This window comes from Gordonia oryzae (assembly GCF_003797185.1).
GTDB classification, from domain to species: Bacteria; Actinomycetota; Actinomycetes; order Mycobacteriales; family Mycobacteriaceae; genus Gordonia; species Gordonia oryzae.
Genome location: NZ_RKMH01000008.1, coordinates 20,821 through 43,364, shown reverse-complemented (window position 1 = coordinate 43,364; position 22,544 = coordinate 20,821). Strand labels below are relative to the sequence as shown.

At 66.6% G+C, this 22,544-nt stretch carries 21 protein-coding genes; 13 read left to right on the top strand and 8 right to left on the bottom strand.

The features are described 5' to 3' along the window. Positions 1 to 332 precede the first annotated feature (332 nt). From serC to EF294_RS11430, 3 genes are all read right to left on the bottom strand, one after another. Positions 333 to 1,475 carry a phosphoserine transaminase gene (serC, locus tag EF294_RS11445; protein WP_123929752.1) on the bottom strand — a complete coding sequence of 381 codons (1,143 nt, stop codon included), beginning with the start codon at positions 1,473 to 1,475 and terminating at the stop codon, positions 333 to 335. A 431-nt stretch (positions 1,476 to 1,906) separates the two neighbouring features. Then, complete coding sequence (locus EF294_RS11435; RefSeq protein WP_123929749.1) at positions 1,907 to 2,152, bottom strand: hypothetical protein; 246 nt, start codon at positions 2,150 to 2,152, stop codon at positions 1,907 to 1,909. Positions 2,153 to 2,214: 62 nt separating this feature from the next. Next, positions 2,215 to 3,342 carry a citrate synthase 2 gene (locus tag EF294_RS11430; RefSeq protein WP_123929746.1) on the bottom strand — a complete coding sequence of 376 codons (1,128 nt, stop codon included), beginning with the start codon at positions 3,340 to 3,342 and terminating at the stop codon, positions 2,215 to 2,217. Positions 3,343 to 3,554: 212 nt separating this feature from the next. On the opposite strand from EF294_RS11430, the gene pdxH reads away from it, so the two are divergent. The 5 genes from pdxH to EF294_RS11405 all read left to right on the top strand — a co-directional run bounded on the left by pdxH (position 3,555) and on the right by EF294_RS11405 (position 9,360). Continuing rightward, on the top strand, positions 3,555 to 4,250 hold the full coding sequence (gene pdxH / locus EF294_RS11425) for a pyridoxamine 5'-phosphate oxidase (RefSeq protein ID WP_185091054.1): 696 nt from the start codon (positions 3,555 to 3,557) through the stop codon (positions 4,248 to 4,250). Then, positions 4,247 to 4,876 carry a PadR family transcriptional regulator gene (locus tag EF294_RS11420; protein ID WP_123929739.1) on the top strand — a complete coding sequence of 210 codons (630 nt, stop codon included), beginning with the start codon at positions 4,247 to 4,249 and terminating at the stop codon, positions 4,874 to 4,876. Before pdxH ends, EF294_RS11420 begins: the two co-directional genes overlap by 4 nt. Positions 4,877 to 4,885: 9 nt before the next feature. Next, positions 4,886 to 6,154 carry an MFS transporter gene (locus EF294_RS11415; protein WP_123929736.1) on the top strand — a complete coding sequence of 423 codons (1,269 nt, stop codon included), beginning with the start codon at positions 4,886 to 4,888 and terminating at the stop codon, positions 6,152 to 6,154. A gap of 46 nt (positions 6,155 to 6,200) precedes the next feature. Then, positions 6,201 to 7,286, top strand: a complete 1,086-nt coding sequence (locus EF294_RS11410) for an isopenicillin N synthase family dioxygenase (protein WP_123929733.1) — start codon at positions 6,201 to 6,203, stop codon at positions 7,284 to 7,286. A gap of 496 nt (positions 7,287 to 7,782) precedes the next feature. Then, a complete protein-coding gene (locus EF294_RS11405) occupies positions 7,783 to 9,360 on the top strand; it encodes a 13E12 repeat family protein (protein WP_123929731.1) in 1,578 nt (525 codons plus the stop codon). Positions 9,361 to 9,546: 186 nt separating this feature from the next. Here EF294_RS11405 and EF294_RS11400 read toward each other — a convergent pair whose 3' ends face one another. Then, positions 9,547 to 10,545: an oxygenase MpaB family protein gene (locus EF294_RS11400; protein ID WP_123929728.1), complete on the bottom strand. Its 999-nt coding sequence runs from the start codon at positions 10,543 to 10,545 to the stop codon at positions 9,547 to 9,549. 207 nt (positions 10,546 to 10,752) lie between these two features. Between EF294_RS11400 and EF294_RS11395 the strand changes: the two genes are divergently transcribed. Continuing rightward, entirely contained in the window at positions 10,753 to 11,229 is a 477-nt protein-coding gene (locus EF294_RS11395) for a hypothetical protein (RefSeq protein WP_123929724.1), read from the top strand. A gap of 24 nt (positions 11,230 to 11,253) precedes the next feature. Here EF294_RS11395 and EF294_RS11390 read toward each other — a convergent pair whose 3' ends face one another. Beyond that, positions 11,254 to 12,126: a 5-oxoprolinase subunit C family protein gene (locus tag EF294_RS11390; RefSeq protein WP_123929720.1), complete on the bottom strand. Its 873-nt coding sequence runs from the start codon at positions 12,124 to 12,126 to the stop codon at positions 11,254 to 11,256. After that, on the bottom strand, positions 12,123 to 12,788 hold the full coding sequence (locus EF294_RS11385; RefSeq protein ID WP_123929717.1) for a 5-oxoprolinase subunit B family protein: 666 nt from the start codon (positions 12,786 to 12,788) through the stop codon (positions 12,123 to 12,125). Before EF294_RS11385 ends, EF294_RS11390 begins: the two co-directional genes overlap by 4 nt. Positions 12,789 to 12,924: 136 nt before the next feature. Here EF294_RS11385 and EF294_RS11380 point away from each other — a divergent pair, with 136 nt between their 5' ends. The 5 genes from EF294_RS11380 (at position 12,925) to EF294_RS11355 (ending at position 17,435) form a co-directional block, all read left to right on the top strand. Next, complete coding sequence (locus EF294_RS11380; protein WP_123929714.1) at positions 12,925 to 13,869, top strand: carbohydrate kinase family protein; 945 nt, start codon at positions 12,925 to 12,927, stop codon at positions 13,867 to 13,869. A 67-nt stretch (positions 13,870 to 13,936) separates the two neighbouring features. Beyond that, positions 13,937 to 15,259, top strand: a complete 1,323-nt coding sequence (locus EF294_RS11375) for a citrate synthase (protein ID WP_123929711.1) — start codon at positions 13,937 to 13,939, stop codon at positions 15,257 to 15,259. Positions 15,260 to 15,341: 82 nt separating this feature from the next. Then, positions 15,342 to 15,710 (top strand): FKBP-type peptidyl-prolyl cis-trans isomerase, encoded by a 369-nt coding sequence (locus EF294_RS11370; RefSeq protein ID WP_123929708.1) that lies wholly within the window; start codon positions 15,342 to 15,344, stop codon positions 15,708 to 15,710. 75 nt (positions 15,711 to 15,785) lie between these two features. Continuing rightward, positions 15,786 to 17,075: a cryptochrome/photolyase family protein gene (locus EF294_RS11365; protein ID WP_123929705.1), complete on the top strand. Its 1,290-nt coding sequence runs from the start codon at positions 15,786 to 15,788 to the stop codon at positions 17,073 to 17,075. 162 nt (positions 17,076 to 17,237) lie between these two features. Continuing rightward, complete coding sequence (locus tag EF294_RS11355) at positions 17,238 to 17,435, top strand: hypothetical protein (protein ID WP_123929702.1); 198 nt, start codon at positions 17,238 to 17,240, stop codon at positions 17,433 to 17,435. On the opposite strand, the gene EF294_RS11350 is transcribed toward EF294_RS11355, so the two are convergent. Further along, complete coding sequence (locus EF294_RS11350) at positions 17,436 to 18,575, bottom strand: NAD(P)-binding domain-containing protein (protein ID WP_123929699.1); 1,140 nt, start codon at positions 18,573 to 18,575, stop codon at positions 17,436 to 17,438. It abuts the gene before it with no gap. 66 nt (positions 18,576 to 18,641) lie between these two features. Between EF294_RS11350 and EF294_RS11345 the strand changes: the two genes are divergently transcribed. Together EF294_RS11345 and EF294_RS11340 are read left to right on the top strand one after the other, a co-directional pair. Further along, positions 18,642 to 19,373: an enoyl-CoA hydratase gene (locus EF294_RS11345; RefSeq protein WP_123929697.1), complete on the top strand. Its 732-nt coding sequence runs from the start codon at positions 18,642 to 18,644 to the stop codon at positions 19,371 to 19,373. Between the two features lie 138 nt (positions 19,374 to 19,511). Continuing rightward, positions 19,512 to 21,350, top strand: coding sequence for a purine-cytosine permease family protein (locus EF294_RS11340; protein WP_123929694.1), 1,839 nt, complete (start codon positions 19,512 to 19,514; stop codon positions 21,348 to 21,350). On the opposite strand, the gene EF294_RS11335 is transcribed toward EF294_RS11340, so the two are convergent. Further along, positions 21,324 to 22,403 carry an XdhC family protein gene (locus tag EF294_RS11335; protein WP_123929691.1) on the bottom strand — a complete coding sequence of 360 codons (1,080 nt, stop codon included), beginning with the start codon at positions 22,401 to 22,403 and terminating at the stop codon, positions 21,324 to 21,326. The two genes, EF294_RS11340 and EF294_RS11335, sit on opposite strands and share 27 nt — an antisense overlap. Between the last annotated feature and the right edge of the window lie 141 nt (positions 22,404 to 22,544).

Sequence of the window (22,544 nt, the reverse complement as noted above, 5' to 3'; positions counted from 1 at the left end):
TATGTGATCTAGGGTAACGTGCGGTCCGGTGTGGTCTGGACGTCACCGGTGATCCACACACAAGCACCACGGTGCTGGTGCGCACGGTGGTGGTGCGCACGAGGCGAAGACTACGAGATCGACGGTGCGTCCGCCGGTCCCATTGCTCGAAGATGACCTCCCCGACGATGATGCCCTTCGTCCGGCCCTTCTCGCCGATTGGCGGGGCGGCTTCGACGGCGAGACCACGCCCGTACGTGCGCCGACGTCGAGCACCGATATACCCGGGGGACGGGCAGGAGTCGTTCGATAACCGCGGACGGAAACTGTGGACGGTAACGGGAGCAGCGCGGCTACAGGCGCTCGACGATGTAGTCGATGCTCGCGGTGAGCTTGCTGACGTCGTCGGGATCGATTGCCGGAAACATCCCGATTCGCAACTGGTTACGGCCCAGTTTGCGGTACGGCTCGGTGTCGACGACGCCGTTGGCGCGCAGGGTCTTGGCGACGGCGCCCGCATCGATCTCGTCATCGAAGTCGATGGTGCCGACGACCTGGCTGCGCAGGGTCGGGTCGGTGACGAACGGCGTCGCGAATGTCGACTTCTCGGCCCAGGAGTACAGGCGCGAACTTGAATCCGCGGTACGTGAGACGCACCAGTCCAGGCCGCCGTTGCCGAGCATCCACTGGATCTGGTTGTCCAGCAACAGCAATGTCGACAGGGCCGGGGTGTTGTAGGTCTGGTTCTTGCGACTGTTGTCGACCGCGGTCGGCAGCGACAGGAACTCCGGGCACCAGCGATCGGTGCCGGAGATCTGTTCGATGCGTGAGAGGGCCGCAGGACTCATCGCGGACAGCCAGATGCCGCCGTCTGCGGCGAAGCACTTCTGCGGGGCGAAGTAGTAGACGTCGGTCGCGGCGATGTCGACGGGCAGTCCGCCGGCACCGGAGGTCGCGTCGATGGCGATCAGCGCGTCGTCGGCGCCGTCGGGGCGGGTGACCGGCACCGCGACACCGGTGGAGGTCTCGTTGTGTGCCCAGCCGATCAGGTCGACGCCACCGAACTCATCGGGCGTCAGCGCGGCGGGGTCGGGGGCGGTACCCGGATCGGTCGAGATCACCGCGGGAGAATCGAGGAACGGCGCCTTCTTGGCGACGGTGGCGAACTTCGACGAGAACTCACCGTAGGTCAGGTGCAGGGAGCGGCGCTTGATCAGGCCGAACGACGCGGCATCCCAGAAGGCGGTGGTGCCGCCGTTGGACAGCACGATCTCGTAGCCGTCGGGGAGGGCGAATAGCTGCGACAGGCCTTCGCGCACTGAGCCCACCACGTTCTTCACCGGGGCCTGACGGTGGCTGGTGCCGATCACCGATGCGCCGATGTCGACCAGGGAGTGCAGCTGCTCGGGTCGCACCTTGGACGGTCCACAACCGAAACGCCCGTCGGCGGGCAGTAGATCGGCGGGGAGGGTGATCGGGGTGGCGGCGTCGCTCATGGGCGCAATTCTAGGGCTGTGGCCCTCGCCACTGGGTCGCGGCCCGTCGTCCGGAGACGACCAGGCCGACGCGCTCCTCGTGACCGCTCCTGAACGGGTGTTGAGTGCGGTGAACGTGCGTACCGTCGAGGGGGTTCGGACTCGGTCCCCGGTGACGACCGGAAAACCCGTGCCGGTCTACGAGACACGGCGATGGAGGTGTTCGGGCGCTCCGGATTGCCGCCCTCGGGCCGCGCGATCGCCGAGATCGTCGCCCTGCTTCTCGGGCCTGCTGTGCTTCTCGGGCCCACTGTGCTTCTCGGGCCCACTGTCGGGGATGGTCAACCTATTGGCCGTGGGGCGACGAGCTGTCGCGGGTGACTCACGTTCCGCGCTGGTTGCGGCGGAGTCGATGCGATGGCTGCCGGATGAGCCGCGTCAGCTCGGCGCAGTCAGCCCGCGAGGCCCTTCGCGGTGCCGACGGCGATGTCCTTGGCCTCGATCGCCTTGTCCTTGACCTCGATGCCCAGGCGCGCCACCACGGCGGCCTTGGCTGCGGGATCGAACTCGTCGATCGTCTCTTCGATCTTCGCGGTGGCCGCGTGTACCAGTGTCTTGTCCCGACGCAGCAACACCATGAGCGCCACGATCAGCCCGAGGCCGACGATGATGAGAGCGACCTTCGCGTTCTTCGACACGTCGATGGGTCCTTTCGGTTCGCGTGGTCACGACGATCGTGGCCACGCGACCAGTCTGCCCGTCAGAGGCCTGGTGTGACCACATCTCCCCAACCTTCGACGTCCTCGGGCCGTCGCGGTGCGGCGCCGACGTACAGCGCGGCCGGGCGGACGAGCTTGCCGAGCTGCTTCTGTTCGAGGATGTGTGCGCACCAGCCCGCGGTCCGGCCGCAGGTGAACATGGCGGGCATCATGTGCGTGGGCACCTCGGCGTAGTCCAGGATGACCGCCGCCCAGAACTCGACATTGGTCTCGATCGCGCGGTCCGGGCGGCGTTCGCGCAGTTCGGTGAGCGCGGCCTGCTCCAACGCCGCGGCCACCTCGTAGCGCGGCGCCCCGAGCTGTTGTGCGGTGCGGCGCAGGACGCGTGCTCGCGGGTCCTCGGCACGATAGACCCGGTGACCGAACCCCATCAGCTTTTCCTTGCGGTCCAGGATGGTCCGGACCAGCGCCCGAGCGTCGCCGGTGCGCTCGACCTCCTCGATCATCGGCAGCACCCGTGCCGGTGCTCCTCCGTGCAGCGGCCCCGACATCGCGCCGATCGCCCCGGACAGCGCTGCTGCCACATCGGCTCCGGTACTGGCGATCACGCGGGCGGTGAACGTCGACGCGTTGAGTCCGTGCTCGGCTGCTCCGACCCAGTAGGCGTCGATCGCGGCGATGTGCTTGGGGTCCGGATCACCCTTCCATCGGGTCATGAATCGTGCTGTGACGGTGTCGCATTCGTCGATGACGCGCTGGGGTACGGCAGGTTGGTGAATGCCGCGGGCCGACTGTGCCACGTAGGACAGCGCCATCACCGACGCGCGCGCCAGGTTCGCGCGGGCGGTGGCGGTGTCGATGTCGAGCAGCGGCCGGTAGCCCCAGATGGGGGCGAGCATCGCCAGCGCGGCCTGCACGTCGACACGGACGTCGCCGGTGTGGATGGGCAGCGGGAAGGGTTCCGCGGGTGGCAGGCCGTCGCCGAACCGACCGTCGACGAGCAGCGCCCACACGTCGGCAAAGGTGACTTTGTTCTCGACGAGATCTTCGATGTCGACGCCGCGGTAGCGCAGGTTGCCGCCGTTCTTGTCCGGCTCGGCGATCTCGGTGGTGAAGGCGACGACGCCCTCGAGGCCGGGGACGAAGCCGTCGGGGATCTTGTTCGTCATGTCTGCGACCACCTTCTGTTCGGCACGGCGCTGTGTCGGCGATGCCGGGCTGGGGCATCCTGCTGTGCACTGTAGGACAGTCCGCACACGCGGGCATTCCGGGGAGTAGTCGGCCCGCCACGCTGGTCGCGGCACTCGCTCGGAGTAGCGTCAGGACAGTGAGCGAATCCATCGACGACGGGCCCCGGCGACGCGGGATCGACCTGCCCAACATGCGTGTCGGGTACGGCGGCGGCATCCCGCCCAACGTCGGGGAGGGAGATCGCGCGGCCGGGGCCGACGGGGTGCGCGAGAACCTCGATCCGAGCTGGTTGCGCGGCGATCCGCCGTGGCTCGACCTGTTCGAGGTGTGGTTGCACGAGGCCCTCGACGCGCGGCTACCCGAGCCGAATGCGATGGTCCTGGGCACCGTCGATGCCCATGGGCTGCCGGCCACGCGCACCGTGCTGTGCAAGGGCGCCGACGCTGCCGGAATCGTGTTCTTCACCGGCTACGACTCCGACAAGGGCCAAGACTTGGCCGCCAATCCCGTTGCTTCGGTAACCTTCCCGTGGATCGCACTGGAGCGTCAGGTGCACTTCCGAGGTGCGGTGGTCCGAGTAGGTCCCGAAGAGACGCAGGACTATTGGTACAAGCGGCCGCGGGGTTCGCAGCTCTCGGCGCTCGCCTCCGAGCAGTCCCGGCCCATCGGCAGCCGGGCGGATCTGGAGGCGAAAGCGGCCGACGTCGCTGCACGCTGTGGTGGCATCGATGGCGACACCCCGGTTCCAGTGCCCGCGCAGTGGGGCGGCTATCGCCTGGCGCCCGCGCGCATCGAATTCTGGCAGGGCCGCGCTAACCGACTACACAACCGGATACGTCTGACGATGGTAGACGGGGTCTGGAAAGTTCAGCGGCTGCAGCCGTGAGCCTGCGACACGCATTGCTGGCCCTACTCAGCGCCGGGCCCGCGACCGGATACGACGCCGCGAAGCGGTTCAACGGTTCGGTCGGGCACGTGTGGTCGGCGCCGGACTCGCAGATCTATCCCGAACTCAAGCGGATGCACGGTGACGGCCTGGTTCAGAGCAGCACCGTCCGCTGGGGTCCGCGCAGTACCAAGACCCAGTACACGATCACCGACGCCGGACTCGAGGAGCTGATCGACTGGGCCGGCAGAGCGCTGCCGTACTCGCCGCCGCGCGACACCCACTATCTACAGTCCGCCTATCTGGAATGGACCGATGTTGCGGGCGCGCGGCGATTCTTCACCGATCACCTCGGCCATCACACCGAGCAGCGGCAACTGTTGTTCGCGGTCCACGCGGGAATCGTCGCGCGCACCGATCCGACGATCATGCGCAGGCTCTCGCGCTTTCCTGACTCCGATCACGAGCGGATCGTGGCCTTCAAAGCCCACACCTACGCCGGGATGCTCGCCCGGAGTGAAGCGGAGATTGCCTGGGCGTGCGAGGGTTTGGCGATGCTCGACAACCTGGCCGCCGAAGGCAGAACAGACGGGGGGAGCGGACGGGGCAATGATTCGATCCCCTAAGCTGTTTCGGTGCGTCGTCTCCTGGCCGACACCCGGCCGCTGTCCAATCGATACTTCCGCCGATTGTGGTGGGCCAACATCGTCACGGTCATCGGCGCGCAACTCACCGTGGTGGCGGTGCCTGCGCAGATCTATGAGATCACCGGCAGTTCAGCCTATGTCGGACTCACCGGAATATTCGGTGTGGTCCCTTTGGTCGTGTTCGGCCTCTGGGGTGGGGCGCTTGCCGACGTCATGGATCGCCGGCTCATCCTGGCCGTCACCACTCTCGGGCTCATCGGGACCAGTGCGTCGTTCTGGTTGCAGTCGGCGATGGGCTGGAACAACGTCTGGATCATTCTGTCGCTCTTCACCGTTCAGCAGGCCTTCTTTGCGGTCAACCAGCCGACACGGACCGCGGTCCTCCCGCGGCTGTTGCCCGCATCCGAACTGCCGGCAGCGCTGTCGCTGAACATGACGGTGATGCAGGCGGGCGCGATCGCCGGGCCACTCGTCGGCGGCGCGTTGATCCCGGTGCTGGGGTATTCGGTGCTCTACCTGATCGACACGATCTTCCTGTTCGCCACGCTCTGGGCGGTGATCCTGCTGCCTGCGCTGCGTCCGGAGAGTGAGCGCGCGCCGAAGGTCGCTGGATTGCGGTCGGTCATCGACGGCCTGACCTACCTCGCCCGACATAAGGTGCTGATGGCGTCCTTCCTCGTCGATCTGATCGCGATGATCTTCGGCATGCCCCGGGCGCTGTTCCCGCAGATGGCGCACGAGAATTTCGGTGGGCCATCCGGTGGTGGCCTCGCCTTTGCGCTGCTGTTCGTCGCGATCTCGGCGGGCGCCGTCGTCGGCGGGGTGTTCTCCGGATGGGTCAGTCGTGTTCAGCGACAGGGATTCGCGGTGATCATGTGCATCCTGATCTGGGGTGTGGCGATCGCCCTGTCGGGTGTGGCGGTGGGGTTCGCCGGCGGGTCGACGATGCCGTGGCTGCCGGTGGTCTTGGCGCTGTTGATGATCGGCGGCGCCGCCGATATGGCGTCGGCGGCCTTCCGCCAGTCGATACTGCTGGCCGCGGCCAATGACGAGGTGCGCGGGCGCCTGCAGGGAGTGTTCATCGTGGTGGTTGCCGGTGGCCCGCGCATCGCCGACGTCGCACACGGTTCGGCGGCAGCGGTCGTCGGTGTCGCGGCGACCACGGCCTTCGGCGGAGCGGCCGTGGTGGTGCTGACCGTCGTCGCTGCGCTGTTCATCCCGGCCTTTGTCCGCTATCGCGTCGGCCAACACGCCTGATCGCAGCAGCAGCTGCGATCAGCGAACTCTCTCGATCGGTGTCACCATGGTGGCCATGACTGCGACCGTCGACGAGTCTGTGGACTCCTTTCGCGTTCCGATCATCGACATTTCCGCTTACACCGACGGAGGTGGCGCCGCCGACCGCGCGGTGGTTGCGGCGCAGATCGACGACGCGGCGAGTTCGGTCGGATTCATGCAGATCGTCGGCCACCAGATCCCGTCGGTGGTGATCGAGGAGTTCACCGCAGTCATGGACGACTTCTTCGCGTTGCCTCTCGAGGAGAAGAATGCCTACCGGACACCGCCGGAGATCAACCGCGGGTATGCACCCCCGAAATCCGAGTCGCTGTCGCTGAGTCTGGGCGTGGAATCGGCGGGACGGATGAACGATTTCTTCGAGGCTTTCAATGTTGGCGTCGAGGCCACACAGTATCCCGGACTCGAGTTGCCCACCGACCACTACGCCGACAACACCTGGCCGGCGGTCAGTCATTTCCAGGCTGCGGTGTCGACCTATTTCGCTGAGGCACGCCGCGTCGCACACGTGCTGACGCGCATCTTTGCCGACGCTCTCGACCTCCCGCCGGACTTCTTCGACGGCTACACCGATCATTCCCTCGACGTGCTGCGGATGAACAACTATGCGCTGCGGCCCGGCGAGATCGAACTCGACGGTGAACTGACCGGCATGGGCGAGCACACCGACTACGGCATCGTGACCGTGCTCTGGGCAGACCAGGTGCGCGGCCTGCAAGTGCTCGACCACAACGGGTTGTGGCACGACGTTGCCCCGGCCGACGGTGCCCTCCTCATCAACCTCGGTGACCTGATGGCGCGCTGGACCAACGAACGTTGGATGTCGACTCTGCACCGCGTCAAGCCACCCATCGTCGACGGAACCATCGAACGCCGCAGGTCTGCCGCCTACTTCCACGACGGCAACATCGACGCCACCATCTCCACACTGCCCTCCTGCGTGGGCGCCGGCAGCCGCTATTCGCCGATCACCGTCGGCGAGCACATCGGCGCCAAACTTGCGGGTTCGCGCGCCGGACAAGCCAATCCGTACGCAAAGCGTGAGGCCGCCCGCGTCCAGCGCGCGATGCAGCGAGGGCTTGGCCAGCAGTAGCGTCCCGGGTAGACATCCTCTGCTCGATGGCCGTAGGCTTCCTTCCCTCCGCTGGTCCCCGCCCGGTGGTCGAGGTGTGAGCCGCGTGCGGCGAGCCTCGAGACCGCTTGTGCCGGTGCGGTTTCCGGCTTGGCAGGTGGTGCGGATACCTGTCGGTGGGCGGGGTCTCGAGGCCTCGTCCACCGGATGGAAACGTACGGAGTAGAACGACGGCGCATTCCCTGACCGACGGTCGACCCTTCCCCCGGTGGTCGAGCGCTTCCACCTTCCGACGCTCGTTCTGTCCCCCCGGTGGTCGAGGTGTGAGCCGCGTGCGGCGAGCCTCGAGACCCGGCGAGATGACAAGCATCGCAACCACATCGACGCCCACTCGACGAGAGGGAATAGTTATCCACAGATTTCCCCGGTCTAGCAATCGTCGGGACGGTTTTGTCGGTACCCCTTCGTACGCTTGTGCCCATAGGTTGGATCACCGATCGCGGGAGGGGAGGTACTGGTGTCGAGTGTGTTGACGTTCACCGATCCGGATGCCGACGCTGCCGCGATCACATCGATGTCGCGCGATGAGCTCACCGAGACCGGCCCGGACCTGCTCCGCCAGTCCCGCAAAAACGAGGACCGGACGGTGCTGGCTGCCGCCGCGTTGGCGGAGCGGGTATTTCACGAGCATCTGGCGGGGCGGCCCGAGAGCGGTGTGTGGGGGTCGGTGATCGAGCGTGCCGAGAGACTCGGCCGGGCCGAGGTGTCGTTGCAGTTCAAGGTTTCCCGTAGCAAGGCCGGGAGTTGGGTGGCGTTGGCGGATCTGTTGGAGAAGTTTCCCCTGATCCGTGCCGCCTATCTGAATGGGGAACTGTCGACGAATCGGGCGTCGATCATGGCGCGCGCCGCCCAACGTGGCGGGGACGTCGACACCGACAGCGACAGCGTCGACGATGGTGCCGAGTCCGGGATGACGTTCGAAGAGATCGTCCTGGATTACGGGTCCCGCGCCACCACCGATCCGGTGCTGTCCCAACAACTCGACGCTGCGCTGATCTCGATGAACCCCGACAGTGTCATCGAGGACCGCGACACCATCACCGATCTGGTGGGGAACGTGACCATCACCCCCGACGTTGCCGGACACTCCGCTCTCGATGCGGTCGTCCCCGCCCATTACGGGGTGTTCCTCACCACCCAAATCAACGCCCTCATCGACGAACGCACCTGCCGCCAAGACCCACGCCGCGTGGGATCGCTGCGGGTCATCGCACTCGGGGAGATCACCGGCGTGCCCCGCGCCCGGCTCGACTGCGAATGTGGACAAGATGATTGCCCGAAACGAGGTGGCGGCACCGACAGCAACGGGTCGGCGGAGACACCCGCTGATGCCGACGACGCCGCAGCCTGGGACGACCTGCTACCCGAACCTATCGACGCGGACGCTCCCGAAGTCGAGTTGGTGGAGCCGGTCGTTGAACCCGACGTCCCCGACCCGATGAACCCACCGACGCCGGATGAGGTTCCGGTGGCGTTCGGACGGGCCCTGGTAATACCCGGGGCGCCTGTGTTGACGGTGGTCACTGATCCCGACGGTGTGCTGGTGCCCCGGTTGCAGGGGTACGGGCCCATCGACCCCGACTACGCCACCACCCTCGCCGACGTAGCGAAAACCATCCACTACCCCGAATCCGTGCGTACTGCTGGGCCGTTGATCCCGCAGATCGCCGACCGCGCACAGGCCCCACCGGCGGATCCGACCGGGCACGGTGGCCACAACGTGCCACCCCCTGGGGCATTGACGTATGCACCCAGCGCAAAGTTGCGCGCTGAGGTGTTGGCGAACGATGTGTGGTGCCGGTTTCCGTTCTGCGGGATGCCGTCACACCTGTGCGACCTCGACCATTGGCAACCCTTCAACCACACCGACCCCGAGGCCGGAGGCTGGACGGTGCTCGGTGACCTGATCCCGCTGTACCGGGCCGATCACCAACGCAAGCATCTTGCCGAGTGGGTGCCGACGCTCTTTCTGGATCGGCGGGTGGAGTGGCGGAGCCGACGGACGGGGCAGGTGATTGTTACCTATCCGCGGTGACGGGGTTTTGCTGTGGGGTGGAACCAGCTGCGGTGCAAGAGGTCTCGAGGCTCGGCGCACGCGCCTCGCACCTCGACCATCGGGGGAAAGTCCTCGACCACCCAGGGGGAAGTCCTCGACCACCCAGGGGGAAGGGCGCCTCGACCATCGGGGGGTGAACCTCGACCATCGGGAGAAGAGCGTCGGTCAGAGTGATGCGTGGACGTGCGTTGGATAGTCGGCGGTGCGGGCGGCATGCACCGGGCAGTAGTGAATCGGGTTGTCGCGCTCGGCTTCTGGTGGCAGATTGCGGGCGGGCGTCTCCACCAGGGGTGCCGAGTGTGGTACGCGTCCGTGGACTCGGTCCCACGCATCACGGGGACGGGGATGCCGGAGATAGCGTTTCGGCGTCAGTCGGTGCATGACGAGGTTGATCACCTTGCCCAGCAGTCGGAATCGTCGTTCGTCGGCCTCGCTCCACTGCAGGTTCATCATCTCGCGGATGGGTTCGTCGTAGAAGCCGGTGGTCAGCCACACGAAGAAGCGCGCATTCCGTGGCGCAATGTGACGACGCCATAAGCCCTCCGGAATGAACGACAGAAACGGCGGGGGTGGTAGTGAGCCGATGTCGAGGACGGTGCGCACCGACTCGTGGTCTCTGAGCACATTGCGGCACATGTGATCCCAGTATTCGAGGAAGTCCTCGTAGGTGTCGGGAACCGGTCGCATGGATACGCCGTACTGTGCGTACCAGACCTTGGACTCCTCGAACAGCTGACGTTTCTGAGCCTCGGTGAGCCAGGGTCCGAATCGCTCGCAGAGGCGAACATTGCCATACCAGAAGGTGGCATGTGCCCAGTAGAAGACATCGGGATCGAGTGCGTGATAACGCGATCCGTCGGGCATAGTCCCCTTGATGGTGCGGTGATAGTCGCGCACTTCCTGGCCGGTCGTGGCCGCGCGATCGGTGGCCACCGGGTCAAAGACGACGCCGCTGATCGGATACAACGACCGCAGCAAACGCTGCCATCGTTCCCCGAAGAAGTCCGAGTGATCCCACACGGCCTGTCCCAACTTGGGATGCATGTTCTGCATCGACCCCGCCCACAGGCCTTGGAACATACCGGTCCACGTCCCCCAGATCTGCCACGTCAACGAGTCCGGGCCAAGCACTGCGGTGTCGGGTGGAGTGGCAACCTGGGGCATGAGACGAAATTCTAGAAGCGTCTCAGCCTGGAGTCAACAACGTCGAGTCATGCCTCCCCCGATCGGGGGAGGCGCGGTTCCTCCGGAGAATCGGTCGGTCAGCTGAAGAGAGGAGCCGCTCCTCGACGGCAGAGTCATGGGTGTCAGAAACACCACGGACCGCCGGCCACACCCGGACCGGCGGCAATAGACACAAGGGAGACCCCCATGAACACGACCACCGCAGCCCGCCGCCTTCGTGACCGCGCACTCATCGGTCTCGCCGGCCTCGGAGTCGGCACCGGATTGGTGCTCGGCGGAGCGGGTCTGGCCACCGCAGGTACCGTCCCGACCACCCATCCCGGTGAGCCGACTGTGGCCATGACGATCACCAATCACACCAACCGCACCGAGTTCTTGCAGAGCGCCACTCCGGGAGCTGGGCAGTGGGTGCAGTCCCCGCGGGCACAGCTGGCTCCCGGTGCCACCGAGATCATCGTCTCCCACGCCCCGCACAGCTCATCGGAGAACGTCATGGTCTCCTACCGGATCGGCGCGGCCGGTCCCAAGGCGGTCTACAACATCGAGAATGCCAAGGGCGCAGTCAATCTGAACGCCACCGGAACCACCAGTGGCAGCTACCGAATCAACGCACACATCAACACCGGCTACCCGGCCGTCAACGTCGGCTACGACCTGTGGTGACCGCTACGGGTTGGTCGCCGGCACTCACCGAGAGCGGAAACGCACCCGGTTGCCGGCGACCAGCTGAGCCGCTCGCGCCAGCGCCCCAGCGGTGAGTACCGCGACGACCGGATAGCCGCCGGTCACCGGATGATCGGCGAGAAACAACACCGGCTGCCCGTTGGGAGGGACCTGAACCGACCCGTGGGCGACGCCTTCGGAGGCAAGTTCGCCGACATCGGCACCGTGGTGCAACAACGGATGATCCGACCCATCTGGCCGCCCCAGCCGCACCCCGACCCGATCGGCATCGGCGCTCACCTCCCACTCGCCGGCCATCAGATCCCCGACCCGGTGCAGGCGCCCACAACGCGGACCTGCACTCACATCGAGTTCGACGACTGGCGGTGGTATTGCCGTGACCGGCGCTTGGGTCACCGCGGGCCACGCTCCGCTCTCGACGCCGACTTCGAGCACATCACCTGCCGACAACGGCGGTGGCCCGAGCCCCGACAACGTATCGGTGGATCGTGAACCGAGGACCGCGCCGACCTGGATTCCGCCTCGCACTGCAACGTAATTGCGACAACCCCAGATCGGCGCCGACACGGCCAATTCCGAGCCCGCGGTCACGGTGACGGTCGCGCCGAGGCCTACGGGCACGTCGTCGACGAGTACCTGTGCACCCGCCCCGGTCACTGCGATCACCAGCCTTCGCCGCGAGCGAATCCGTATGCCGCCCATAGTTGCCTCGATAACGGCAGCCGATTCCCGGTTTCCGACAAGGCGATTGGCGAGTGTCATCGACACGACGTCGGCGGCACCCGACCGGGGGACACCGAGATGGGCCAGCCCGGGCCGACCCAGATCCTGAATCGTCGCGAACGGGCCGGGGCTGATCACCTCAATCGCGTTCACCGCGGCTCTCCGGTGTCACCACGGGCGGCGTCGACGAACCGGACGAACGTTCCCGGTGCCAGCAGAGATGGCGGATGCGCCGTTTCGTCCCACAGTCGGATACTGGTGCGGCCCAACAGCTGCCATCCCCCGGGGCTCGGACGCGGATAGATCGCGCTGTATCCGGCTGCGACGGACACCGCGCCGGCGGGCACCCGGGTGCGCGGCTGCGCACGTCGGCCGATCCGGAGCAGCGGGTTGTCGGCATCTTCGGGGACGAGGTAGCCGAATCCCGGTGCGAAACCCATGAATTGAACACGCCACCTTGTCGCGGTGTGCGCGGTGACCACATCGCCGACTCCGCACCCCAGGGTGGTGGCGACGGCATCGAGATCGACGCCGTCGTAGGTCACGGTGATCGCCACCTCGTCGTCGGTGTCCGGCGTCGCGTCGTCGTCGGTGACCGCACCCCGCAACACCCGGCGGATGCCCAACGAATCCGCGCCGATTCCCAGCTCGAACTGAACGAGGACAGTCGATGCGCTGGGCACGATCTCGCTCACACCGGGCAGATCGCCCGCGTTCGCGGCCGCGCGCAGTGCCCGGTGTGCTCGGCGCACCGCCAGTGGGTCGTCACCGAAGTCGAGCAGCACCGCGTCGCGTCCCGCGGGCAACTCGTTCATGCCCGTCGAATCTACCCGCACGCTGCTGTGGTGGTCTCGTCGTCGTTTCACCCGTAGCCGAGATCGGTGCCGTCAAGCGATGGCAGACTGATGCCGTGACGGCGGGACGAACTCACACAGTGGTCGGAATCGTTCGATGAGCGAGATCGTCGTGTGCGGGGAGGCGCTCGTCGACGTGGTGGCCACGGCGCCACCAGGTGTCGGCGGCGGGCAACTGCCCCCGTTGCAGCCGGCCCTGGGCGGGGGACCGTTCAACGTCGCGATCACCCTGGGGCGGCTGGGAAGTGAAGTCTCGTTCTGTTCGGCGGTCTCGACCGACGACTACGGCGAGGCCATCATGTCGGCGTTGCGGCACAGTGGCGTCGGCACGACCCTGGTCCAACGGCATGCCGAGCCGACGTCCCTGGCCCTGGCGACCATCGGCGCCGACGGGTCGGCCCACTACTCGTTCTACGTTGAGGGCACCGCCGATCGGCTCGTCACCGACCCCGGGCCGTTCGCGCCGACGGTCGCGGCGGTCGGCTTCGGCACGCTGTCACTGGTTCTCGAGCCAGGTGCGAGCGTGTACGAATCGACGATGCGTCGCTGCCACGAGGAGGGGCGGCTCGTCGTGTGCGACCCCAACATCCGTGCGGCCGTCATCGAAGACGCCGACGCCTACCGCGCCCGCTTCGCGTCGTGGATGAACGCGGTCGACGTGGTCAAGCTCTCCGATGCCGACGCCGAGTGGCTCGGCCGCGGACCGAACGGTTCGCGTCCCGCCGACTGGCTCGACGCCGGGGTGTGCGCGGTGCTCGTGACCGCCGGCGCCGACGGCATCGACGTCGTGACCGCGTCGAACTCGAGCCATATCCCGGCGCCCCAGGTGGCCGTTGCCGACACCATCGGTGCTGGTGACAGCATCATGGGCGCGATCCTCCACCACCTCGACCGCGCTGGTGCGCTGTCGTCGTCCGCGGTGCGTGACCTCGACGACGAGCAATGGCGCGAGGTGGCACGGTTCGCCGTGAAGGTGGCCGGGATCACTGTCTCGCATCCAGGGGCGGACCCTCCGTGGGCGAGCGAGCTCGGGGGAGACTAGGTTAGGTTCTCAAGAGCCCGTCATGGGCGAAGAGGAAAATCTCGCACCTGAGTAAAGGGGTCCACGAGTGTCCGCTGAAACAGTCCCGGCCGACGGCACAACCGATGCGGCTTCGGCAACATTCACTTACCCCGGTGGGCAACTCGAGCTCCCGATCCTGAAGGCCACCGAGGGTAGCGATTCGGTCGAACTGGGCAAGTTCCTGTCCGAGACCGGATTGACCACGTTCGACGGTGGATTCGTCAACACCGCATCCACCAAGTCGTCGATCACCTACATCGACGGCGACGCGGGCATCCTGCGCTACCGCGGCATCCCGATCGACCAGCTGGCCGAGAAGTCGACGTTCATCGAGGTCAGCTACCTGCTGATCTACGGCGAACTGCCGACCCCGACCGAGCTCGAGGAGTTCACCAACAAGATCCAGCGGCACACCCTGCTGCACGAGGATCTCAAACGGTTCTTCGACGGATTCCCGCGCAACGCCCACCCGATGCCGGTGCTCTCCAGCGCCGTCAACGCGTTGTCGGCGTACTACCAGGATTCGTTGGACCCCAAGGACCCCGAGCAGGTCGAACTGTCGACCATTCGGTTGCTGGCCAAGTTGCCGACGATCGCGGCCTACGCCTACAAGAAGTCGGCGGGCCAGCCGTTCCTCTACCCGGACAACTCGCTGAGTCTGGTGGAGAACTTCCTGCGGATGACCTTCGGCTTCCCGGCCGAGCCATACGAGGTCGATCCCGAGGTCGCCAAGGCCCTCGACATGCTGTTCATACTGCATGCCGATCACGAGCAGAACTGCTCGACGTCGACGGTCCGGCTGGTCGGGTCGTCGCAGGCCAACCTGTTCACCTCGATCTCCGGCGGCATCAACGCCCTGTGGGGCCCGCTGCACGGCGGTGCCAACCAGGCTGTTCTCGAGATGCTCGAGGACATCAAGAACTCCGGCGGCGACACCCAGGCGTTCATGACCAAGGTCAAGAACAAGGAAGCCGGCGTCAAGCTGATGGGCTTCGGGCACCGGGTCTACAAGAACTACGACCCGCGTGCGGCGATCGTGAAGAAGACCGCCGATCAGATCCTCACCTCCCTCGGTGTGCAGGACGACCTGCTCGACATCGCCAAGGGCCTCGAAGAGGTCGCCCTCAACGACGACTACTTCATCGAGCGCAAGCTCTACCCGAACGTCGACTTCTACACCGGCGTCATCTATCGCGCGATGGGCTTCCCGACCCGGATGTTCACCGTGCTGTTCGCGCTCGGCCGGCTGCCCGGCTGGATCGCACACTGGCGGGAGATGAACTCCGATCCGACCGGCAAGATCGGTCGTCCGCGTCAGCTGTACACCGGTTACACCGAGCGCGACTACGTCGCACGCGGGGATCGCTGAGGCGCTCGCCCGGCTAGGCGGGCCCTCTCGTCCACGAGGAGCCCGAACCACCAGAGAACCGACGACTCAAAGGAGAGTTCCGATGACCAGTACCGAAAAGCCAGAAGTCGAATTCCCGGAGGGCCCCGCCCCCGCCGAACTCGAGGTCGTCGATCTCGTCGAGGGTGACGGTGCGCAGGCCCAGCGCGGTGACGTCGTCGATGTCCATTACGTCGGAGTCGATTTCGAGTCGGGCGAGGAGTTCGACTCGTCGTGGGATCGCGGTCAGTCCGCGCACTTCCCGCTCGAGCGGCTGATCCCGGGCTGGCAAGAGGGAATCCCCGGAATGAAGGTCGGCGGCCGTCGCCGTCTGACCGTGCCCCCGAACCTGGCATACGGCCCTCCCGGTACGGGGCACCGACTTTCGGGCCGCACCCTGGTCTTCGTCATCGACCTGCTGGGCGTGGGATAGATCTCCGCCGCCACACGCACCCGGGGTGGGTCGGCCGCAGCGGTATCGGAGCCGACCGGCACGGCCCTGCTCTGGTTGCGCCGCGATCTGCGGCTCAGTGATCTGCCCGCACTCGCCGAGGCGCTCGCCGCCGCCGATCGCGTCCTGATCTGCTTCGTCCTCGACCCCCGGCTGGAGCAGTCAGCCGGCGACCGGCGCCTGGCATTCCTCGTCGATTCGCTGCGCGAGCTCGATGAGCGCCTCGACGGTCGGCTTCTCGTCGTCCGCGGGCGTCCCGATGACGAGATCCCCCGACTGGTCGATGCCGTCGGGGCGTCGTCGGTGCATGTCTCCGAGGACTTCTCGCCGTTCGGGCGCCGTCGCGACGAAGCGGTGGTCGCGGCGCTCGACGCCGTCGGCGATGTGTCCTGGGAGCCGGTCGGTTCGCCGTATCTGGTCTCGCCCGGGCGCGTCGCCAAATCCGACGGCAGCCCCTACAAGGTCTTCACGCCGTTCTTCCGGCAGTGGCGTGATCATGGGTGGCGCACACCCGCGTCGACGTCGGTCAGCGCCAGTGATCTCCTGGACCCGTCCGACCTCACCGGCTCCGGTCGCATCCGAATCCCCCAGGCGCCCACGACGACCGACATCCCCGCTGGCGAGACTGCCGCCCTGGCACGGTGGGCCGAGTTCGTCGCCGAGGATCTCGCCGGTTACGACGCCGACCGCAACCGGCCCGATCTCGATGTGACGAGCCGGATGTCGGCGTACCTCAAGTTCGGCAACATCCACCCGCGCACCTTGGCCGCCGATCTGACCGGCACCGGCAAGGGCGCGCAGGCGTACCTGCGCGAGTTGGCATTTCGCGACTTCTACGCCGACGTCCTTCATCACTGGCCGTCCTCGGCGTGGCACAACTGGAATCGACAATTCGACGGCATCGACCTCGACACCGACGCCGCAGCCGGCCGACGATTCGACGCGTGGAAGAAGGGGCGCACCGGTTTTCCGCTCGTCGATGCCGGCATGCGCCAGCTCGCGCAGACCGGGTTCATGCACAACCGGGTGCGGATGGTCACCGCGTCCTTCCTCGTCAAGGATCTGCACCTTCCGTGGTGGTGGGGGGCGGGGTGGTTCCTCGATCAGCTCCTCGACGGTGACATCGCGTCCAACCAGCACGGCTGGCAGTGGGCGGCCGGCACGGGAACCGATGCGGCGCCGTACTTTCGGGTGTTCAACCCGGAGGCGCAGGCGAAGAAGTTCGACCCCGACGGCGCCTACGTCGCTCAGTGGGTGCCCGAGTACGGCACCGACGACTATCCGGAGCCGATCGTCGATCACAAGGCCGAACGGGAAGAGGCCCTGCGCCGGTTCGGCGAGATCTGAGGCGGCGCGAGTTTGTCGCCGTGCACGAGCGCGCCCGCATGTTTGACCCGGCGCAGTAGCGGGACGAGTTCGTCACCGGTGATCCCGTCCAGCCGTGCAAGGTCTTGCTATGAGGAGAACTCGCACGAACTCGGGCGGAGCCGCAACACGCTGGGGACCCTCGTGTCCCGACGGGCGGGCGGTAACGAGTTCGGGGGAGAACAGAAGGTCTCCGATGGCCCGATCGACACTCCGTCCCACCCCAGGGCGAGCGCCGCAACGCTGGTCACCGCCGTCGTGGTGGTTGCGCCGTCCACGGTGGGTATCGCACCGGCACAGGCCGCTACCCGAGGTCCGGCGCGTGTCGTGGTGATCGGTTGATCACGACGCGTCGAGCAGATCGACGATCACACGCGCGGCCTCCCGGCCCGCCCGATTCGCGCCGATCGTCGACGCCGACGGTCCGTAACCGAGCAATTGGACCCGAGGGTCGGCGGCCACCGTCGTGGCGAGTCGGCCGGTCATCGTGATCCCGCCACCCGGCGCGCGCAGGTGTAGGGGCGCGAGGTGGTCCAGCGCACTGCGGAATCCGGTGTTCCAGAACAGGACGTCGACGTCGAGTTCGGTGCCGACCCCGAGATCGCCGACCCCGAGGTCACCGCCACCGCTATCCCAGCACACGCCGGTCTCGGTGATCCGGGTGAACATCGGTCGCCACTGCAGAATCCCGTCGCGCCGGGCCGCGGCGATGGTCGGCGTCAGTGACAGGCCCGTTACCGACACCACCGAGGCCGGCGGCAGGCCGGCCCGCACTCGCTCCTCGACGCGTGCGACCGCCGCCCGGCCCTCCTCGGGGGTGAAGGGGCAGTCGCGAAAGTGCGGCTCGCTACGCGAACACCAGAACGTGGTGGCCGTGGGGGCGTTGCGGGCGATCTCGATGAGAAGTTGGATCGCCGAGATCCCGGCGCCGACCACCAGGACGCGTTGTCCGGCGAACTCCTCGGGGCCGGTGTAATCGTGGGTGTGTAACTGGCGTCCCCGGAAGTCGCCGATGCCGGGGATGTGCGGAATGAACGGCCGCTCCCAGGTGCCAGTGGCGTTGATCAGCGTTTGCGTCGTCACCTCGGATTCCCGGCGTTCGCCGTGCTCGTCGGGCGCCACGATCGACGCTCGGAATCCGTCACCGTCACGATGGACCGCGCGCACGTGGACCGGTCGCGCCACTGTCAGCCCGAACTTCTCCTCGTACCGACCGAAATAGTCGGGGACGGCGGTGGCCGCGGGGAACTGATCGCACTCGACCCCGAGCGCCTCGACGAGCCCGTATCCGGGCAGGTCGTGGACATGATTTGCGGCGGCGAGGGTCAGCGTCGGCCATCGATACTGCCAGGCGCCACCGGGGCCCGGTGAATGGTCGAGGAGCCGATACCGTCCGTGCAGCCCGAAGCGTTCCAGGAAGTAGGCCGCCGACAATCCCGCCTGACCCCCGCCGACGACGAGGACGTCGGTATCGGCGTGCATCGTGCCAGCCTGTCATGTCCACGTGAGCGGCATGTACCGGCCACCGGCTCGGTAGGCTCTGTGTCCATGATTGCAACGAGTACAGATGGCGCGGTGACGACAATCGAACTCGACCGCCCCGACAAGCGCAATGCTCTCAACGAAGAGGTGATCGAGGCTCTCGGCGCGGCCTTCACCGGGGCTGTCGATGCGGGTGCCCGGGCGATCGTGCTCACCGGGCGGGGCAGCGCGTTCTCCGCCGGCGCCGACCTGTCGGGTCCGGTGTATGACCCCGGCTTCCTCGACCACCTTGTCGCCACGTTGCAGCAGATCGAGTCGACCCCGGTCCCGGTGATCGCCGCGGTCAACGGCGCGGCGCTCGGCGCCGGACTCCAGCTCACGATGGCCGCCGACCTGCGGGTCATGGCACCCGACGCGATCGCCGGCATCCCGGCCGCCAGAATCGGTGTTGCCGTGGACGAATGGACCATCCGCCGGTTGGTCTCACTCGTCGGCGCCGGGCAGGCCGCCGGGATGCTGATCGGCTGCGAACCACTCTCGGCTGATCGGGCCCACGACCTCGGATTCGCCAATCGCATCGGTGATGTGGCCGACGCCCAGCACTGGGCGGCGACCATCGCCGAGCTTGCGCCGCTGACCCTGCAGCACTACAAACTCGTCCTCAACGGCGACGGTGCCCGGGACGTGGCGCCCGAAGAACGTCATGCCGCGATGATGCGTGCCTGGCACAGTGACGATCTCGCCGAGGGCCGCGCCGCGCGCGCCGAGCGCCGCGCCCCGCGATTTTCCGGAACGTAGTTCGGGCCCGTCAGTCCCGAGTAGGCGCCCGGATTGCCCGATATGCCGAGCGTGTAATGTTGCCGAAACATGTAGGGGTACCTTTCGGAAACGCATCAGCCCTAGCGTGATCGCAGTTCATTCCTGGAAGGGGACTGCGTGTCGAAAAAGCACCACGGAGCCGACGATCTCTCCGCAGGAGTCGGAGAGATCGAGAACGCCGAACACAGCATCATCGCCACTGGTGCGCAGGCGGCCGCCGCGCGTGAGTCCTTGGAGGACTACACACTGCGGTTCGCGCCGCGCAGCTACCGAAAGTGGGGCCCGGGGGTCGTCGCAATCTCGGCCCTCGGCGGTATCGCCTACCTGGCCGACTTCGCGATCGGTGCCAACATCGGAATCGCCAACGGCACGGGAAATGCCTTGTGGGGCATCCTGTTCTTCGCAGTGGTGATCGTACTCACCGGCTATCCGCTGGCCTACTACGCCGCACGGTACAACATCGACCTCGATCTCATCACGCGCGGAAGCGGATTCGGCTACTACGGCTCGGTGCTGACCAACGTCATCTTCGCGTCCTTCACCTTCATCTTCTTCGCGCTCGAGGGTTCGATCATGGCGCAGGGACTTCAGCTGGGCCTGCACATTCCGCTGTGGATCGGCTATCTGCTGTCCTCGGTGCTGATCATCCCGCTGGTCATCTACGGCATGAACACCCTGGCCAAACTGCAGGTGTGGACCACCCCGCTGTGGCTGATCATGATGGTGCTGCCGTTTTTGTACCTGGTGATCAAGCACCCGTCGGCGATCGGTGACTTCTTCGCGTTCAGCGGTGTCGACTCCGCGGGCAGCCCGCTGGGCAAGGGTGTCAGCTTCGCCGGCACCATGCTGGCCGCAGGCGTGTGTCTGTCGCTGATAGCGCAGATCGCCGAGCAGATCGACTACCTGCGATTCATGCCGCCGCGCACCCCGGAGAACACCCGCAAGTGGTGGATCGCCACTCTCACCGCCGGACCCGGCTGGGTGTTCTTCGGTGCCATCAAGCAGATCGTCGGCCTGTTCCTGGCCGTCTACCTCATCGGCATCAGCGTCGACAACGCCGGGATCGCCAACCAGCCGGTGCATCAGTTTGTCGAGATCTATCAGGACTTCCTGCCGCACTGGCTCGCTTTGACCCTCGCGGTGATCCTGGTGGTCATCAGCCAGGTGAAGATCAACGTCACCAACGCATACTCGGGATCGTTGGCCTGGACCAACGCGTTCACCCGCGTCACCAAGACCTACCCGGGTCGACTGGTGTTCCTGTTCTTCAACGTCTTCATCGCCATCGTGTTGATGGAAGCGGACATGTTCAGCTTCCTGAACAACCTGCTCAACTTCTACGCCAACTGCGGTATCGCCTGGATCGCCGTCGTGGCCTCCGACATTGCGATCAACAAGTACCTGCTCGGGATCTCGCCCAAGCAGCCCGAGTTCCGGCGCGGCATGATCCACAACGTGAACCCCGTCGGATTCGGAGCCCTGATCGTGTCGGCGGGAGCCTCGATCCTGGTGTACTTCCACGTCTTCGGTGATGCGATCCAGCCGTACTCGCCGCTGGTGGCATTGGTGCTCGCCGTCGTGCTGCCGCCGATTCTGGCGCTGGCCACCAAGGGCAAGTTCTACCTGCGTCGTTACGACGACGGCATCGACATCCCGATGTACGACGAGCACGGCAACCCGACAGATGCGCGACTGCTGTGCTGTGTCACCGGCATTGAGTTCGAACGCCCGGACATGATTGCCTCGGCGGTGCCCGGCCCGAACGGCGAGAAGCAGTACATCAGCTCGCTGGCGTTGTCCTGTGATCGCACCGGTCAGCATGTGCTTCCCGCGCAGGACATGTCGGCCGCCCCGACGTCGTCAGTGACCTCCGACATCGCCGTCGATTCCACCACCGGCCAACCCGCGGCGGAGTCGCCGACCTCGGGGTCACCGGTGGATGGGTCCACTCGTTAGGGTCAACGACATTCCCGAGGCGTCGTGCCGGTCGGCGATCAGTTGGGCGGCGATCGACACGGCGACCTCGGCCGGGGTGTGTGCCCCGAGATCCAACCCCAGCGGAGAACGTAACCGCGCCAACTGATCTGCCGTGACGCCCGCCTCCACGAGGCGGGCGTTTCGGTCGGCGACGGTCCGGCGGGAACCGAGGGCGCCGACGAATCCCACCCGGTCGGAACCCAACGCCGTGCACAACGTCGGCACATCGAATTTGGCGTCGTGGGTCATCACGCACACGCATGTCGACCTGTCGGTGCGGTGTTCGGTGATCTCCTGGGCGAGATAGCGGTGCGGCCAGTCGACGATCACCTCGTCGGCGTCGGGGAACCGCGTGTGGGTCGCGAACACCGCGCGGGCATCGACGACGGTCACGTGATGGCCCAGCGCTGACCCCAGAGTGGCAAGCGCGCGGACGAAGTCGTTGGCGCCCACCAGGATCAGCCGTGAGCGCGGGCCGAAGGTCTGCACAAACGTGCGCGGCCGGTCACCCTGTGGGCCGGTCTCGCAGTCGTCGACACCGATGATGCCGCTGCGGCCGGTGGCGAGTAGGTCGGCGATGTCGGCGTCGAGGTGTCGCCACGGTCGCTGGTCATCGGGAGTGGCCACGTGCCACGCCGGACTTGCGCTCAGGGTGGCGGCCAGGGCGATCGGTGTGCCCGCGGCCACCGCCGCGGCGAGGCGTCGCACCGCGTCCAGGTGCCCGGCGCCGAGCGGCTCGACGAGCACTTCCATCTCTCCGCCGCAGGTCAATCCGATTGCGATGCCGTCGGGGTCGGCGAGTCCGAAGTGCTCGATGGTCGCGGTCTCGTCGCTCAACGTCTCTGCGGCACTGTCGATGATCGCCGATTCGACACACCCGCCCGACAACGACCCGATGATCTCCCCGTCGGCGGTGATCAGCATGGCCGACCCGACGGCACGCGGCGACGCGCCGGTCGTCGAGATCACCCGGGCCAGGGCGACCGGACCGCTCTCCAGGTGCCGTACCAGGGCGGGGAGAACATCACGCATACTCCCAGTGTCGGCGCCCTGGCCCGCGCGCGCCACTCGGGCTGCGGCGGTCCCGAGGCCTCCTCGCTGCGCTCGTCGGTACCTCGACCATCGGAAGGGGCAGTGACCGTATCCCGGCGGTGGAAATGCCTCATCCCGGTG

What these genes read in the sequence shown, in the direction of transcription:
- EF294_RS11400 (WP_123929728.1), bottom strand. Translation starts at nt 10,545, where the DNA reads ATGCCCCAGGTTGCCACTCCACCCGACACCGCAGTGCTTGGCCCGGAC.
- pdxH (WP_185091054.1), top strand. Translation starts at nt 3,555, where the DNA reads ATGCGTGTCGGGTACGGCGGCGGCATCCCGCCCAACGTCGGGGAGGGA.
- EF294_RS11380 (WP_123929714.1), top strand. Translation starts at nt 12,925, where the DNA reads ATGAGCGAGATCGTCGTGTGCGGGGAGGCGCTCGTCGACGTGGTGGCC.
- EF294_RS11410 (WP_123929733.1), top strand. Translation starts at nt 6,201, where the DNA reads ATGGTGGCCATGACTGCGACCGTCGACGAGTCTGTGGACTCCTTTCGC.
- EF294_RS11395 (WP_123929724.1), top strand. Translation starts at nt 10,753, where the DNA reads ATGAACACGACCACCGCAGCCCGCCGCCTTCGTGACCGCGCACTCATC.
- serC (WP_123929752.1), bottom strand. Translation starts at nt 1,475, where the DNA reads ATGAGCGACGCCGCCACCCCGATCACCCTCCCCGCCGATCTACTGCCC.
- EF294_RS11335 (WP_123929691.1), bottom strand. Translation starts at nt 22,403, where the DNA reads ATGCGTGATGTTCTCCCCGCCCTGGTACGGCACCTGGAGAGCGGTCCG.
- EF294_RS11430 (WP_123929746.1), bottom strand. Translation starts at nt 3,342, where the DNA reads ATGACGAACAAGATCCCCGACGGCTTCGTCCCCGGCCTCGAGGGCGTC.
- EF294_RS11370 (WP_123929708.1), top strand. Translation starts at nt 15,342, where the DNA reads ATGACCAGTACCGAAAAGCCAGAAGTCGAATTCCCGGAGGGCCCCGCC.
- EF294_RS11385 (WP_123929717.1), bottom strand. Translation starts at nt 12,788, where the DNA reads ATGAACGAGTTGCCCGCGGGACGCGACGCGGTGCTGCTCGACTTCGGT.
- EF294_RS11345 (WP_123929697.1), top strand. Translation starts at nt 18,642, where the DNA reads ATGATTGCAACGAGTACAGATGGCGCGGTGACGACAATCGAACTCGAC.
- EF294_RS11350 (WP_123929699.1), bottom strand. Translation starts at nt 18,575, where the DNA reads ATGCACGCCGATACCGACGTCCTCGTCGTCGGCGGGGGTCAGGCGGGA.